Source organism: Carboxylicivirga agarovorans, assembly GCF_050589845.1.
GTDB classification, from domain to species: Bacteria; Bacteroidota; Bacteroidia; order Bacteroidales; family Marinilabiliaceae; genus Carboxylicivirga; species Carboxylicivirga agarovorans.
In genome coordinates this window covers 555798-573120 of sequence record NZ_JBNGPA010000001.1, presented here as the reverse complement: position 1 = coordinate 573120, position 17323 = coordinate 555798, and the positions used below count along the sequence as shown (strand labels likewise).

At 40.0% G+C, this 17323-nt stretch carries 12 protein-coding genes; all 12 read left to right on the top strand.

Going from position 1 to position 17323, the window contains the following annotated elements; translation table 11 throughout:
• The first annotated feature begins 124 nt into the window (after window positions 1-124).
• The 12 genes from ACRD69_RS02165 (at window position 125) to ACRD69_RS02110 (ending at window position 17314) form a co-directional block, all read left to right on the top strand.
• Window positions 125-295 (top strand): T9SS type A sorting domain-containing protein, encoded by a 171-nt coding sequence (locus ACRD69_RS02165; RefSeq protein WP_430813422.1) that lies wholly within the window; start codon window positions 125-127, stop codon window positions 293-295.
• A 173-nt stretch (window positions 296-468) separates the two neighbouring features.
• On the top strand, window positions 469-1488 hold the full coding sequence (locus tag ACRD69_RS02160; protein ID WP_430813419.1) for an L-rhamnose/proton symporter RhaT: 1020 nt from the start codon (window positions 469-471) through the stop codon (window positions 1486-1488).
• A 42-nt stretch (window positions 1489-1530) separates the two neighbouring features.
• Window positions 1531-2655, top strand: a complete 1125-nt coding sequence (locus ACRD69_RS02155) for a mandelate racemase/muconate lactonizing enzyme family protein (RefSeq protein ID WP_430813418.1) — start codon at window positions 1531-1533, stop codon at window positions 2653-2655.
• Window positions 2656-2721: 66 nt separating this feature from the next.
• Window positions 2722-4158 carry an aldehyde dehydrogenase family protein gene (locus ACRD69_RS02150; protein WP_430813417.1) on the top strand — a complete coding sequence of 479 codons (1437 nt, stop codon included), beginning with the start codon at window positions 2722-2724 and terminating at the stop codon, window positions 4156-4158.
• Between the two features lie 93 nt (window positions 4159-4251).
• Window positions 4252-4926 (top strand): bifunctional 4-hydroxy-2-oxoglutarate aldolase/2-dehydro-3-deoxy-phosphogluconate aldolase, encoded by a 675-nt coding sequence (locus ACRD69_RS02145; RefSeq protein ID WP_430813416.1) that lies wholly within the window; start codon window positions 4252-4254, stop codon window positions 4924-4926.
• A gap of 58 nt (window positions 4927-4984) precedes the next feature.
• Entirely contained in the window at window positions 4985-6076 is a 1092-nt protein-coding gene (locus ACRD69_RS02140; protein WP_430813415.1) for a sugar kinase, read from the top strand.
• A 153-nt stretch (window positions 6077-6229) separates the two neighbouring features.
• Window positions 6230-7567 carry a helix-turn-helix domain-containing protein gene (locus ACRD69_RS02135; RefSeq protein WP_430813414.1) on the top strand — a complete coding sequence of 446 codons (1338 nt, stop codon included), beginning with the start codon at window positions 6230-6232 and terminating at the stop codon, window positions 7565-7567.
• Window positions 7568-7651: 84 nt separating this feature from the next.
• The gene (locus ACRD69_RS02130) at window positions 7652-8392 is read left to right on the top strand and encodes a hypothetical protein (RefSeq protein ID WP_430813413.1); all 741 of its coding nucleotides are present in this window, start codon (window positions 7652-7654) and stop codon (window positions 8390-8392) included.
• 88 nt (window positions 8393-8480) lie between these two features.
• The gene (locus ACRD69_RS02125) at window positions 8481-8981 is read left to right on the top strand and encodes a hypothetical protein (RefSeq protein WP_430813412.1); all 501 of its coding nucleotides are present in this window, start codon (window positions 8481-8483) and stop codon (window positions 8979-8981) included.
• Window positions 8982-10096: 1115 nt separating this feature from the next.
• Window positions 10097-13393 (top strand): tetratricopeptide repeat protein, encoded by a 3297-nt coding sequence (locus ACRD69_RS02120; protein WP_430813411.1) that lies wholly within the window; start codon window positions 10097-10099, stop codon window positions 13391-13393.
• A complete protein-coding gene (locus tag ACRD69_RS02115; protein WP_430813410.1) occupies window positions 13374-15305 on the top strand; it encodes a transglutaminase-like domain-containing protein in 1932 nt (643 codons plus the stop codon). Before ACRD69_RS02120 ends, ACRD69_RS02115 begins: the two co-directional genes overlap by 20 nt.
• A 5-nt stretch (window positions 15306-15310) precedes the next feature.
• Window positions 15311-17314: a DUF3858 domain-containing protein gene (locus tag ACRD69_RS02110; RefSeq protein WP_430813409.1), complete on the top strand. Its 2004-nt coding sequence runs from the start codon at window positions 15311-15313 to the stop codon at window positions 17312-17314.
• The last annotated feature ends 9 nt before the right edge of the window (window positions 17315-17323 follow it).

Genomic DNA, 17323 nt, shown 5'->3' with positions numbered 1-17323 from the left:
CGCATTTAAGAGCCTGAATAAGTTATTGAAAAAAATGATCGTCAAACGGCATAGTCTTTTAAACTCTCAAAACTTAAGCCTAATTTTAACTAATAATGTGGCAGCTTAATAGTTTTTAGACAGACTGGCGTTTGGGATAATTAGAATTTATAATAACGTTGGTGTATTGGTGAAATCTTCAGAAAAATTGAGCACAGTCAAAGAAATTAACGTATCAGAATTATCAAAAGGCCTTTATTTTGTTCAGCTCACTTCAGGAAATAAATTGGGCACACAAAAAATAATCATCAGATAAACACATGTATTAGCCAATGCGTGTGTTGATTCATAGGCTTTTATCGAGGCTTTGTTAAGGTATATCTTAGCTTTTCCTAAAAACGGGTAAAATACAGTAAGTACATGGTAAATTCTGCAAATTCATAACCATAAACTTCCTGTTTATTTGTATCAGATAAAAAGTATAATAATATGGAATTGACATTTATACCGCTTGCATTAGTATTATTTGCAAGTCTCTTTCAAGGATCATTCGGATTAGGAATGAAATTTATGGCGCCACTAAAATGGGAAGCCTGGTGGTTGGTACACTCTCTATTCGCGATGATTGTTCTTCCCACAGTTTGGGCATTAATAGTGGTTCCTGACTTATTTGGAGTGATTGATGCTGCACCAATGGGAGTTAAGCTAATGGCCATGTTATTTGGTGCTATTTGGGGAATTGGCGGTATCATGTTCGGAAAAAGTGTACCCTACATTGGCATGTCGTTAACATACGGTATCGTATTAGGACTTTGTGCTGCTGCCGGAAGTTTAATTCCTTACTTTATGAAAGATGACCCCAATGCTTCTGCACTGCCATATGTGATAAGTGGAGTAGTTGTGATGGTTGTTGGAGTTGCCTTAACTGCTTATGCCGGAATTTTACGCGATAAGAAGGATGATTCAGAGGAGAATAAAAAAGTCGATTTAAAAGCTGGTTTAATCATTGCTATTCTAAGTGGGTTTTTCTCAGCATTTCTTGGTATTGGTTTCGATTACGGTTACGCCGAAGGTGCAGGTATTGGTCATTATGCTCAAGAAGCGGGAGCAACCGTTCGCAACAGTAGTCTGGCCATTTGGGTAGTTGTGCTTTGGGGGGCTTTTATTTTAAATGCTGCCTATGCGCTTTTTATGATGTACAAAAACAAAAGCTGGAACTCGTTTGCAGAACCGAAGTCAGCTAAGGCTTATATGTGGTCAATAATAGCAGCTCTTTGTTGGTTTGGGGCACTTGGTGTCTATGGTCAGGGAGCATCCTTAATGGGTAATATGGGCTCTGTAATAGGCTGGCCAATTTTAATGGGGGGCGGCTTAATCATCAGTAATGTATGGGCCTACTTCAACAAAGAGTGGGCTGGAGCAAAGAAACCATTTAACTGGTTGATTTTAGGAGTGCTTGTAATTTGTGTCGGAATGGTTGTAATCGGCTATTCCAATGGAGTAAGCTAAGGCATATTTAAGCCGGATGAAATATCAAGATAAGAACAAACTATGAAAATAAAATCAATAGAAGCTTTTGTGCTCAACGGCACGTTGGAGAAACCGTTTTATTTCTCGCAATGGTCGTATGCCGAACGTAAGATATGCCTGGTGAAATTAACAACAGACGATGGTGTTGTTGGTTGGGGAGAAGGATATGGTCCTGCAGATGTTTTGGCGGCTGGTATCAGGTTTCTGGCTCCGTTTGTAGTTGGTATGGATGTACTGGAGAATGAAACGATTTGGGATGTGATGTACCGTCGAACGGTTGACTATGCTCGTCGGGGTATTTTAGTGGCATCCATTAGTGCTATTGATATGGCTGTGTGGGATGCCAAAGGAAAAATATTGAATGTACCGGTGCATACATTATTGGGGGGCAAGAAGAGAGATATCATCACACCTTATGCCACAGGACTGTATTTCCGCGAAGAAAAGGATTTGCCCAAAGCCATAGCAGAAGAAGCACTAGAATATAAAGAGTTAGGTTATCGAGCAGTGAAGATGAAAGTGGGCATGACTATCAAGGATGATATTAAAATGGTGCGTGAAGTTCGAAAAGCCCTTGGTGATGATATGGAGCTGATGGTTGATTCTAATCATGCCTATAACCTACGTGAGGCCATTATTTTATCTAAAGCCATAGAGGAGTATAACATTGGCTGGTTTGAAGAGCCCGTTTCTCCTGAAATGTATAGTCATTATGCCGAGTTGAGAAGAGCCACGACAATTCCAATTGCTGGTGGCGAGTGTGAATATTTACGTTATGGTTTTCACCAGTTGCTCAAGTCTGATGCAGTAGATATTGTTCAGCCTGATATTGCTTCATGCGGTGGATTAACCGAAATGAAAAAGATATCTGCATTAACGTCGACATATGGCAAAGAGATTGTGCCACATAGCTGGGGAACCTATATTGCCATCTCAGCAGCCATGCATTTTATCAGTAATCTCGATAATATTCCCGGTCGCATGTTCAATGATAATTTCTTGATGGAACACGACCGAACAGATAATGATATACGCGACCGTGTAACAAAGCCTGATTTTGAAGTGAAAAATGGCGAACTTAAGGTGTCGGATAAACCCGGCTTAGGAGTGGAAATTAACGAAGAGGCTTTAAAAAGCTATTGTTGATAAATATTGAACATCTCGGTTTAATTTCAAAGAGTCTATTGTCTAATAATCAAAGAGTCTAAAAAAATGAATTTCGGATATAAAAAAATGTATATAGGTGGCCAGTTAGTTGACGCCATCTCTGGAGCTAAAAAAGATGTTATCAACCCGGCACTTGAGGAAGCGGTTGGAACGATTGCATACGCCCAAAAAGACGATGCCCGATTCGCCTTAGAAGAGGCGCAGAAGGGCTTTAAGCTTTGGTCGAAAATGCCATTAACAGAGCGAACAGAGTGGATGATGAAATTACGTGCGGCCATCCTTAAAAAATCTGATGACCTGCAGAAGGCCGTGATGTACGAGATGGGTAAAACCTATGAAGGCGCTGCAGAAGACATTCAATTGTTGGCTGATGGATTGGAGTTCTATCCTCAAGCCATGAAAAATATGCACGATGAGATTATTCCGGATTCAGAAAATACACATCGCCACCAGATTGTAAACTTACCTTTGGGAGTTGCTGTGGCTTATCTGGCTTGGAATTTCCCATTGCTTAATGTGGGCTATAAAATTGGACCGGCCCTGGCAGCTGGTTGTTCAATCATTATCAAACCATCCGAATTGTCGCCAATTTCGGCTTACATGGTAGGTGAAATTGCACACAGCATTAATTTTCCCGCTGGTGCCATCAATATCATTAGTGGCCCGGTAAATGAAGTGGCAACAACCATGACTAAAAGTCCGATTCCAAAGGTATTAACCATGATTGGTTCATCGGCTTCGGGTAAGCGTGTTATTGCCGATTCGGCTACAACAGTTAAGCATGTAAGCCTTGAGTTAGGAGGTAATGCCCCTTATATCGTTCATAAAGATGCTGATTTGGAATTAGCAACAAATATTGGTGTTGCCTTAAAGTATGGTAATTCGGGTCAGATTTGCGTATCACCAAACCGCTTTATCATTCATGAAGATATTTATGATGAGTTTTTGAACCTATTCAAAGAAAAAGCATCGAAGTTAAAGATCGGTTTTGGCATTGAAGACAAGCCTGATATGGGACCTCTAGTAACCCAAAAAGACCAGGAGCGTGTGCTTAAGATGGTTGCCGACGATGTGGCCTCAGGTGCAGAGTTAGTACTTGGGGGTATGGTGCCGGCTGGTTTCGACAAAGGTTATTATATGGAACCAACCATCTTATCAGGTATTACACGCGATAGTCGTTGTTTCCGTGAGGAAATTTTTGGGCCAGTAGCTGCCATGATGAAGTATTCAACAATTGAAGAGGCCATTGAAATTGGGAATGATACAGAATATGGATTGGCTTCTTACCTGTTTTCCAATGACCAAACAGTCATTCGTAAAATATCAGAAGAACTGATGTTTGGTGAAGTACAGGTGAATGGCGTGAAGTATGCCATCTACTTGCCTCATGGTGGAATTAAAGAAAGCGGCATAGGACATGACTGCTCGTATCTGGCGTTGAATGATTACCTGGTTAAGAAACGAATTTCAACAGCATTGTAAATTAATAAGTCACAAGATTTTAGTATCAAGATATAAGGCATTAAGTCATGCAAATCATCTTGGTACTTGATACTTACTACTTGATACTTTGAAATGTACACACAAAATAAACAGGCCATGTCGCCTGAAATGATAAAAACCATTGATGATGCCGGTGTAATGGCGGTATTAGTCATTGATGATGTAAAACATGCTGTTCCGGTGGCCAAAGCCTTGTTGGCTGGAGGTGTGTCAGCCATTGAACTGACCTTACGTACTCCAGCTGCCTATGAAGCAGCAAAAGTCATTAAGAAAGAAGTGCCGGAGATGACCTTAGGTTTTGGTACCGTTATTTCTACCGAACAGGTTAAAGCTGTTGTTGATTTAGGTGCTGATTTTGCTGTGGCTCCAGGATGCAATCCTAAAGTAATTGCTGAAGCAGTTAAACTTGGCTTGAACTTTGGGCCAGGCATAATGACACCTACCGACATTGAAATGGCTATCCATGAGGGCTGTCGTATATTAAAGTTATTCCCTGCCGAAACCTCAGGTGGCTTAGCTCACCTTGAAAGCATGGTTGCACCTTATCAGTATCTGGACTTGAAATTTATTCCTCTTGGAGGGTGTAACATTACCAATGCTCGTACCTACCTTGAGTCACCACTAATAACAGCCATTGGCGGTTCCTGGATTGCGAAACGGGACATGATACAGCAAGAAAACTGGGAGTTAATTACGCGTAACGCCCGCGAGATAAGTTCTTTAATAAGTGAGATTAGAAACTCATAAGTATAAAACATAAGTACTAGTGGCTAAAGGCAGGCAGCTAGTAGCTAATAGCTCATATATGAAAACAATAATAACTTTTGGAGAGATAATGGGGCGTATTTGCCCTGAGAATTTTCAGCGCTTTCGTCAGAGTATGCCGGGAAAACTGGACATGACCTTTGCAGGAGCAGAAGCTAATGTAGCTGCATCTATTTCAATGTTAGGTGGTAATGTGCGATTTGTAACTGCTTTGCCTGATAATGAGATGACAGAAGCTTGTTTGCAAGTGCTTAAAGGAATAGATGTAGATACATCAGGTATAAAGTTAACCAATTATGGTCGCTTTGGTCTTTACTTTGTTGAGCGTGGTGCTAACCAGCGTCCGAGTCGTGTAATGTACGACCGCGATTACTCAGCTGTATCAATGACTAAGGGAGAGTCATACGATTGGTGCAAATTGTTAGATGATGGTGCCTGGTTGCATACAACCGGTATTACACCTGCTTTATCTGAAACATCGGCGCATGCCACAGAAGTAGCCGTGCGTACAGCGAAAGAAAAGGGGTTAACTGTTTCGTGTGATTTGAACTTTCGAAAGAAATTATGGCAGTGGCAAAATGGAACGCCAGCTAATAAATTGGCTGAAAAAACCATGCGGGATATTCTACCATATGTGGATGTAGTGATTGCAAACGAAGAAGATGCCCATGACGTACTTGGCATATCAGCCGAAAATACAGATGTCGAAGGAGGAAAACTGGATGTATCAAAATACACTGATGTAGCTAAAGAAATTGTTAAACAGTTTCCAAATGTGAAGAAGGTGGCTATAACATTGCGAGAAAGCTATTCGGCAACACACAATAATTGGGGAGCCATGTTATATGATGCAACAACTGGCCAATCTCATTTCGCTCCGTTAAAAAACAAGAAGTATGCAGCATATGAAATTAAAAACATAGTTGACCGTGTTGGTGGAGGTGATTCTTTTGGTGCAGGTTTGGTTTATGCTCTAAATACACCTGAGTTTGCCAAATCAGAAGATGCCATTCGTTTTGCTGTTGCTTCATCTTGTTTATGTCATTCAATTAATGGTGATTTTAACTTTACCTCACGCAAAGAAGTGGAAGCTTTAATGGGAGGTTCAGGTTCCGGACGGGTGGTTAGGTAATTTTTTACATGTGTGAATGTGATCATTGGCACCCTCGAAATTACAATATACAACCCCGTTAATCATTTGCGGGGTTTGTGGTCTTGTGAGAACATAATGGGCTTTAATGCTTATTATTCTTACACTTTAATGGTGATACTTAAATAAAGACTTATGAAACTCAGACTGATTATATTATTATTCATACTTCTAACTCCAATGCAGCTTGCTTTTTGTCAAAATGATTGGGAAAATGAGTTGGTGTTTGAAAAGAATAAATTGCCAGCTCGTGTGCCAACACTGTCATTTAAGAATGCCAAAGATGCTTTGAGTGGTAATCTTGATTTGGCAAGGGTTATCTCACTCAATGGCGAGTGGAAATTTAGGTTTGTCGATAAGGTAAATGAACGCCCACTGGACTTTATGAATACTAATATTGATGTTAGTGATTGGGATAATATTACTGTGCCATCAAATTGGGAATTAAAGGGTTTTGGACAACCCATTTATACGAATATTACTTATCCTTTTACACCAAATATTCTCGATCCAAATTTGAAATACGACTGGAAAGGGCCACAACCTCCAATGCCGCCAAAAATCTATCGCGATAATCCGGTAGGTAGCTACGTGCGCGATTTTGAAGTACCGGCCAATTGGGATGAGCAAAGTATCATTCTACATTTTGGTGGCGTGTCATCAGCCTTTTATGTGTGGGTAAATGGCCAAGAGGTTGGGTACAGCCAGGGAAGTCGCCTTGCAGCAGAATTTGATATTACAAAATATCTGCAGCCGGGTAAAAATAAACTGGCTGTTCAGGTATTTCGCTGGAGCGACGGTAGTTATCTCGAAGATCAGGATATGTGGCGATTGAGTGGTATTCATCGAGATGTTTTACTGATGGCTCAACCTAAAATTGCTTTAAACGATTTTTATGTACGTACTAAATTCGATAATACCCTTGAAGATGCGAAGCTGGAGATTCGTCCCAAAGTATGGGTGAAAGAAGATACTGGCAAACTCAAAGGCTGGAAGCTTGAGGCGATGTTGTATGATGCGTTTATTACAAAACCGTTCCATATACAATACCTGTTAACGAGTATTGAGTCGCTGCTGAAAGGGAGAAAGCAATTGCGTGAGCGATATAACCTAAATATCCCACTCTCCCTAGAAAAACGAGGAACATCTGACGCTGTTTTTCTGGAGAAATTATATGAGCAGATGGCAAAGAATCTCGATAATCAAGAGTTGGATGTCGACCAGTTGGCATGTGCTTTATATATGAATCGAACGCATTTTTACCAAAAGGTAAAAGCTTTGACCAATCATACGCCCTATGAATTACTTAAAGAGTACCGAATTATAAAGGCGGCTGATTTTCTTTCTGATGAGCGCATTTCAGTCAATGATGCTTTTGCCATGACAGGTTTTAAAAGTCGAACGCACTTCACAAAGTTGTTTAAAGAGAAGTATGGGGTAACGCCTGGAAAGTATGTGAAGAATGGAGATTGATAATTTAGCAGATTATTAAACCGAAAACCAATTTCACATTTTAAAAAAAATAGATGTTTGTTCAACCTTAGACTTAAATATTTGATGAAACAACTTTTATTGGCTTTTCTGTTGAGTATTATAACTCAAACTGTTTTATCAACATCTATCCCTCCTCCCAATGTAGGGCTTAGAGTAATAAATAACACGAATAATACTATAAGTAAAATTGTTCAGATACAGTCTGATACATATAGTTTTCAAGAAATAGACACATTCGCAGTAACAAGTGAAATTTCAAACAATAAAGTGCGCTTATTCGCAGACAGGGGTAAGGTTACTAAGAAGCACCATAAGTTAATTATTGAATTTGGCGATAATAGACTTGAGTCAAAACAGTTTGAATTTATCGGTAATAGGCAAGATTTCGATCTGACAATAAATTCTGATGGCATCATATTATCAGAAACGAATATCTTTAGAAGGCAGAAAATTATCTCCGATTTGCTGGTAAGCATCCTTTTGATTTTGGCAATTAAAGGAATCGTTTATACTATTGGTCTGTATAAGTACTTAAGAACGATTTACCTTGAGTTTTTTATTATTAATCTAATATATCCAATCACTTTATATTTTTTACTTAACCGATGGTTTAATAGTGGTATTTCTTATTGGGGTTCATCGCTTATTTTAACTCTGATCATCGGCACTATTGAGTATATAGTCTATAATATAAAGCTAAAATTCAATAATACATTTGCTGTTTTTATAAGTATTTTAGTCAGTAGTTTATTGTCAGTAATAGTTGGTTGGGGCGTATTATTATTTGTGATGACATTTTTTTAGAAATAAATAGATTACAACAACCTGCATAATTAGTATGTAATTGTAAATTAACTAACACCTATAGAATTTTAACTTAAACTAATTCACTATGAAAACGATTATTGTAACGTTGATCCTGACAACAATTTCATTGGGACTTTTTTCTCAAAACTTTGAAGTTCCCAAAAATTACAAACTTGAAAAGGCGGAAGATTATGCACCCTATGAAAAGGAGGTGGTAAAATGTTTTGACTGGCTGATGAAAACTCCCGTAAATGAACAAATCGATAAGAGAAAAGAAGCAAATGCATTTCTATTAAAATGGTTATCGGGTAGTCCTACTGTTCACATTGAAATAAAAGCTGAGATAGTGTCATTTATGGAAACATCACCTGACCTGTTATTTGTCTTTTTGGGTGGTTGGGCAAAGTATTCACTTGAATCACAAGACTTCGATAACAAGAAAGCAGGGAGCTTAGCTGGAATAGATTCAGTAATTGAATTTTACACTAAGAACAAGGCATTTATGCCAAAAGACAAAAATGTTGAGAAATACGTAAAAATGAAAAACAAAGGCAAGCTGAAAGAATACATTGAGAAATATGCATAGTCTGTAATCTTTAAAAACAACTCCTAACCCGTCGATGTGGTTTTGAATCACACCGGCGGGCTGTTTTCCTACCTACACAATATCTGTCAAATACCCTAGGCATGGTCTGTCTAATACGCTACACACTACCTGACTGGTACCTTACCTGTTACCAATATGGTTAAGGGCATAAGAATGATTTAGGTTGCTTAATCATTTTACGGTAGCAGGATCCGGGACAAAGTCGCTTAATAATTTTGCCTTAAAGCCCCGCCTTATACTAATTATTGCTATAAAAATTACCAATTATTAGTATATGATTTGCTAATTATTCCCATTTGCAAGCAAAACAACATAACTATCTTGCAGTCCTAAATTAACACCTGATGAGTAAGCTTAGTGTTGAAGCTTCATAGGTTATTCATTCGTTATTTAGTTAGTTGTACAACGCCCTGGGGTGGGACCCGGGGTGTTGTTTAAGTTTCTGTCATCAATTAAGAATGTGGATATTCATCTTTTTACTTAGAAACCTGAGTGACAAAAAAACTTTAGGTAGTGCTTGTGATAGTATTGTCATAAAACAGCTAAACAATGCTATGTGTAGTTTTTAAACCTTCACTTTTGTTGGCTGCAGGGCTTGCAACGGCAAGCCATATTCGGGAGTCTGTTAATTTTAATTGTGTTCTTATCTTTCCAACGGACTCCCGTTTTTTTTATTTTTTAGCCTTACCTGTCATTGCGAATTGATCTTATATGATCGATTCTGAAATTAAAGAAAAGCAGTGATTTAAAATTTCCTAAATAAGGTAATCTGATACATGTCTTCATAAAACAACAATTAGTAAGATTATTATTAGGAATTTTGTTTTCTTAAGTAAACAAAAAATATATCTTAGAGTCTGAAAAGAATTCCGGATGCAAGAGGCATCATTAAGATCATTAGTTCTGAAAAATTTCCAACGCATTTGATTTACAGCGATACTTTGCGGTATTTATCATTGTGCTTACAATGGGTTTTGATATTATATGATTAATAAGGTTGTTTCTTGAATAACATAAGACAGGCAAACATAAGTATTCCGGAATTTTATACAGCAGAATAGAACATTGAATAAACCAAATAATCCATGACGTCGATGAAAAGATTAATATTGTTTCTAATTCTTGAGTGCATCTATTTTAATGTCAAATCACTTACTGCACAAGAATTGCCAGATTCACTGTTGCTGGGCAGCGATATAATTAGCCAGGCCATTCATCTCCACGATGAAGAGAAATACGAAGAGGCTATTAGCAAATACATGGAAGTGAGTGATTGCGACCTTTCATATCCACTGACCTGTTATGAGATGGCTTTAACATACAGTTCTATGGGCAATGACAGCCTGGCGCTTGAAAAATGTTATGAGGCACTGGATCTTGATTACCAGGTGCCTGCAGTTTATGTGTTGATAGGAAGTATTTACGATGACAACGGTCAACATAAAAAGAGCCTGGAAGTGTTGCAGGAGGCTGCTGCCCGATGGCCTTACAATCAAAATGTATTGTATAACCTGGGGGTGACACAAATTAATGCAGGTCTTTATGTCGAAGCCGAAAAAACCTTACAGCAAAGTGTCCTGATAGATCCTTTTCATGGCTCTAGCCACAATGCGCTGGGTGATGTTAACTTCAGGATGGGAAGGGCAGCTCAAGCCTACCTGATCTATAGCTTCAGACTGCTGCTGTATCCTAGCATTAATAATATCACCGTATTACAGGATATATTAACCGGACGATCAGACAAGATCTATCAACCTTATCTTTATCCTTATCCGGCCGGTTATAATCATGAACACTGGGACAGGCTAAAACACCTTGTGCAGTCTGAATTGGCTTTTCATGATGATTTTCCATATGACTATGACGTGAGTTATGCAATAACACGACAAACTTATATGCTGTTGAGTGAAACCAGGTTTGTGCCTGAAGATCAGTCGCTGTATAACCAGTTTTATGCACGTTTTTTTCAGCAGCTCATGCAGGATGTTGGTTTTGAAACCTACCTGAATTACATGCTGAAAAATACAAATAGTGAAAAGGTAAAGAAATGGCGTGAATCAAATGAAGAGAAGCTGGATCAATTCATTACCTGGGCACAGGGAAAGATCGTGACCGGCAGAGAATATACATTCTCCTATGAACTGGAGCAGAAAGACAATAAGATATACCACTATGACGAAGGTGAATTATGGGCTGTAGGATCTTTGGTGCGCAATAGTGATCCAGTTAGACAGGGCCCCTGGTCCTTGATTAACGGATATGGACGAATTACCGAAAAGCGCATGTATGAAAATGGTAAACAACAAGGTGAAGGCTTTATATACTGGGATACAGATAAGCTAAAACAGCACCTGTTTTTTACCGATGGGGAATTTGATGGTAAGTGTATCACCTACTACGAGAATGGAAATGTTTCGGGCGAATATCCCATGAAAAATGGCAATTACCATGGTGTTCGTCGCTTATTCTCACCAGGCGGGAAAGAAGTGGAAAGCATTCAATACAACGAGGGTGACTTTGATGGACCATATTTTTATGCTGATATGGAATCGGGTTACAGCCAGCAATGTACCTACAAGCAAGGTAAATTAGAAGGCGCGTTTAATGAAACCTGGTTAAATGGAAAACTGAAAATGACCAGTACGTATCACGAGGACAAGCTTGAAGGAAAGTATGAGACTTTTTATAAGAACGGCGTGTTGGAAAATGAAAGTTCTTACAAGAACGGTTTCAGTACAGATACCCTTAGGGAATTCTATGCCAATGGTCAGTTAAAACAATTGGCAAGCTTAGATGACAGTGCCAGGTTAATGGGAGCGAATGTTTTTTACAACCGAAAAGGCATTTTGATTGCCATTGAAGAAGGGTATGACAAAGGGCTGCTAAATGGTGCAAGGACCGAATACCGGGAGGATGGAAGTAAGAACACCGAGTTTATTTATGAGAATGACAGTTTAACCGGCATCCGATCCTATGATCCTGAAGGGAATATTTTTTATCAGTCTGATATCGAAGGCGAGATCCTGGATTATAAGTCCTATTACTTCGACGGCGTATTATTCGAAGAAGGGACAATGAAAAACAACGAGCGTAACGGACTCTGGAAAAAGTACAATCCACAGGGAGGACTTCTGGAGGAACTGCAATATCTGGACGGTATGGTACACGGATCGGTGAAGACTTACTTCTCAAATGGTCAGTTAAAGCTGTCCTACGCCTGCGACAGTAACCGGGTTGAAGGGCTTTTCGCAGAGTACTTTAAAAATGGTAATGTTTGCCGTACCGGTTGGTTTGCTGGCGGAGAGGCACAGGGATTATGGAAGAGTTACTACATAAACGGAGCTTTGGAGGTTGAATCATTCTATAAAGATGATGTCATAAGAGGTAAACGAAAGATTTATACTCCACAGGGTAAAATTGTAAGAGAACAATATTACGATGAGGAAGGACGAAACATACGTGTGGTGGCCTACAATGAAAAGGGAGAAAAAACCGTTGACCTTGATCTTAGCTCAGGCTCAGGTCACCTGGAAGAATATTTCTCTAATGGAGAGAAACGCAGGGACCTGCACTATAAAGACTTTGAAAGACATGGAAAGCAACTTATTTACTTCCCCAATGGTCAGTTAGAGTCTGAAGAATCATTCATCAGTGGCCTTGAAGACGGTATTAGCAAGGGGTGGACACATGATGGACAACTTCGCTATGAATACCGGTATATGATGAATAATCCGGAAGGGAAAGTCAATTTTTATAAAGATTCAAAAGTTACAACTGTGCGTAACTATGAATTGGGCTTGATGCAGGATGTGACAACCAGGTATAACAGCAATGGCAGCAAGTATTCAACAACTGAATACGAAGACGATGAAATTCATGGTTACCGATCATTCTATAGTCCTGAAGGGCAACTTATATTCCGTGAAAGGTATGTATATGGATTCCTTAGAGGCATTAGTTATGAAGCGCAGGGAGGTCAGTATTCTGAAGAGACGCTTTTGGGACAGGATAAGAATAAAGTGGTATGTTACTATACCAACAAAAAGAAATCAGCTTCATTTACCATTGTAAACGGAAACTACGAGGGACTGAATCAATGGTATTACCCATCGGGCAAATTATACAGAGAGAGAAGCTATGAAAGCGGACTTCAGCAAGGTGTTGAGAAATGGTATTATCCATCAGGTAAGGTAAAGGAGCAGATCAATTGGCTGAATGGTGAGCGTGAAGGTCAGTACCGCTTTAACCATGAAAATGGTAAGGTAAAGGAAGAAGGTTCATATGTTTGTGATCAAAAAACGGGTGATTGGAAGTATTATTCAGCCGATGGTAAACTATTGAGGAAACTAACATACTTTAATGGTGATGTGTATGGTATTGAAGAATTATAGTTGGATAGCATTACTGCTTATACTGGCTGTCCAGGTCAGGGCTAAAGACAATGAAGATAAGGGTGCCGAATACTACAAAGCTAAGTATAAGGGGTACTCGGCTTTTTATCATTCCAGGGAAGAGACATTGCATTTGACATTAAAAGGCGGAAGCCCTGAGTTTATCAACTCGAGCTCCTCCTCATTGTATGTGCTTTCTGATCATGCCAAGGGACTGGCCGGGAATCGTGAATATTTCAGTTCGAAATACCAGTTGGAAAGCCTGAAGGGCTACACACTTATTCCATCTGGCAGAGGCTACAAAAAGTTGGAAGCACCCGAATATACCAAATCGTCGGTTATAGGTTCAGGTATCTTCTTCGATGATAATATTGCCTATTCCTTTAACTTCCCGGCGGTATGCCAGGGAGCTCAGCTTGTTACAGAAGCCTCTGCTTCGGTAGATGATGTGTATTTTCCGTTTCGCTTTTATTTTGGCAGTCATCTGCCCGTTGAGTCGTCAAGCTTTACAGTTGTTGTGCCCAAAGGTACTCGTTTGAAATACAGACTCATGGGAATGGATGAAGACAAGGTGAGCTTTTCTAAAACAACGAAACGAAATAACGATGTGTACACCTGGGAGGCTGCAGATATGAGAGCCTACCAGGATGATTTTCTGAGTCCCAACTGGCTGTATTACATGCCACATATTGTTGTGCAGCTTGCAGGTTATCAGCTGGGAGATGCTTATCACCCGGTGTTGGATAATACCGATCAGTTATACGACTGGGCCTTTTCAAAAATAAAGGATATACATGATCAGCAATCCGAATCCATTAGCTTTATTGCTGATTCAGTAGCTGCGGGGGTGGACAGTGAACGCGAAAAGGTGCGACGTGTATTCAAGTGGGTGCAAAACAATATTAAATACGTGGCAATTGAAGATGGTGACAACGGCTTTGTGCCACGACCGGCTTCAAAGGTATTGCAGCGCAGGTACGGCGACTGTAAGGATAAAACCAGCATAATGGTGGCCATGTTAAAGTCTTTGGATATTGATGCCAGCTTTGGATGGATAGGTACCAGGTCGGTTCCCTACCGTTACACCGATATTCCCTCCCTACTGGTCGATAATCATATGATCGCAGTTTGGTGGGATAAGGATACGCCTCACTTTTTGGACGGGACTACGCGTTTTCATTCTTTGGAAGATGTACCCGCTGCTTTGCAGGGGAAAGAATGCATGGTTGAGAGGGGCCCTGAAAACTACAGGATCGTAAGGGTGCCTGTTGATAAGCCTGAGGTTAATTCATTGGTTGATACCATTAAAGTGCAACTCGATGGAGATGTTATCAGGGGTGAAATTACCAGTATTTATTCAGGTGAGCGAAAGGCTGATCTGCACAGGAAGTATAGCAGGGTTAAGAAAGAGAAATACAAAAATGCAATGGCCAATTCACGCTTATGGGCCAGTAACAAGTTTCTTGTTGACAGCATTTCTATTAGTGATCTGGCAAATGTAGATGCTCCATTTATTGCCAACTATTCCTTTCACCTGTCTGACTATATAACTGAACAAAGTAAGCGTAAATACATCAACCTCAATTTTGAACGTGGATTCAGCCGCTTGAAGATCAAGAAAGATCGCGATATTCCTATTGAAGCTGAAATGGCTTCACAGCAAAGTGTGATTACCATTTTAGAAGTGCCTGAAGGATATGATATCAGCTTTTTACCGAAAGATATCGAGTACAATGATCCTAAGTTCAGCTTCTCATCGCGTTACAGAAAAGAAAAGGGTCAAGTGATACTGGAGACCAGTTACAGTATCAACTTCCTGATCCTCGAAGGTGAGGAAATATCAAGGTTCAGAAAGATGATCAGCACCATTAAACACGCTTCAATGCAAAGTATAATACTAACCCAAATTTAAAACCAATGACTAAAGAAGTATACAAATCAATATATGCCGCCTGGCAGCAGGCAGGTCTTTTACTCCTATTGCTATTAGTGCCGGTTATGACTATAAATGCCCAGGCTCAGTATAAATCATATGCCTGGGACGCAAATCCTGTACCCGTTAATGGAGATACACTGGAACTGAAGAATGGAGCTGCAATACTGTCCGAGAAACGGATCATGGAGGTCTTTCTTAATCCGGAAAATATTTTTGAGGAGATGTATGTGTTCCACCAAAAAACGAAGGTAACAACGAGTGATGCTGTTGATATCTTCAATAAGATCTATATTCCGCTTGAAGACGTACTGGAGATTGTTTCCATTAAGGCCCGCTTTATCAGTCCATCGGGCAAAATAACCGAATTGCCCCAGAAGAGTATTAAAGAAGTTGAGAACCTGGATAATAATGGTAACTATAAAATGTTTGCCATCGAAGGAGCCGAGGTAGGTGGTGAAGTTGAGTATTTCTATATTTTGCGCAGGAAGTTTGAAGCTTATCAAGGAATCTATATTCAGGGGAATACGCCAAAATACAATGTTGATGTTGTATTTTCCTACCCATCAAAACTGGAATACGATATACGCTCATACAATGGCCTGTCTGAATTTGAGGTATCGCAAGATCCTGCAGTAAGTGAAAATACCAGGCAGTTCGCCCATATAGATCACATTCCGGGCTTATCTGAAGAACCTTATGGTTACTACGACTGTCACCGCATGCGTTATGAATATACAATGGCATACAACAAGTACAACGGTATTTTGCGAAGGTACTCATGGAGCAAGGCTGGTGAGCGTTATAGCTCAATGTACGAATTTACCAACAAGGAGACGCAGGCCATAAAGGGCATCTTTAAAAAGGTTGATAAGAAAAACCTTGACGACAAAGCCCGCATTAGGAACCTTGAAAACTGGATGAAGACAAATGCACAAATCAACCGCGACATAGCCCGCATGGATTTGGATAAGGCCATTGAGCTAGGACAGTTTGCCCCTTATGATGCAACGCGCCTGATGATTGGTTTTTGTCAATTGACAGAGATAGATTTTGAGTTGGTCCTCACCTGTGAAAACCCCAACCGCGTATTTGACCCAAGTTACAATGCCTGGAATTTCCTGTATAACTTCTGTATTTACTTTCCCGGTTCAGATGATTTTCTGGTACCATCGGATCCAATGTCTCGTATTGGTGTAAGACCCGTTAACTACATGGGTAACTATGGCTTGTTCATGAAGCCGGTCGCCTATAATGAAAAGGTGAAGCAGTTGGCCTACGATATCAAGCAGCTTCCTGTTGATCCTCCATTGCAAAACATTGACTCCATGTCGGTAAAGCTGACGGTCGATACCGAAGAGCTGACAATCGATGCATCCTTTGATCGTTTGTTCACTGGCTTCATGGCCCAGCAGTTTCAAAGCTTCTGGCACATGGTGGTCGACGAGGATAGCAAAAAGGACATACTTAACTCATTGTTTAACATGGGCGATGAAAATGTAGAGCTAAAGTCTTATGAGCTTGAGAACAGTGCTCCTGAAGATATTGCCGTTAATCCGCTGCACTGGCATGTTGAGCAAACAGCAGACGCATTGATTGAGGTGGCCGGTGATGACCTGATCGTACATATCGGTAAAGTTATCGGAGAACAGGCGGAGATGTACCAGGAAGAGGAACGCAAACTACCTGTATCCATTGGTTTCCTGCATACCTATTACCGAACCATTGAAATGGAGATTCCCGAAGGATATGAAATTGAAAATGCTGAAAGCCTTAATATGAAGGTGACAATGGACTATGATGGTAAAGAAAGCAGTGCTTTTCTGTCAAGCTACACCATTGAAGGTAATAAGCTAAGGGTATATTCCGAAGAGTTTTACAGAGATTACCATTACCCGGTTGAAGAGTTTGAAGCATTTCGTAAAGTTGTTAACGCAGCAGCCAACTTTAATAAACGCACAATCGTGCTGAAAAAAACAGGCGCATAAAGCATCTGA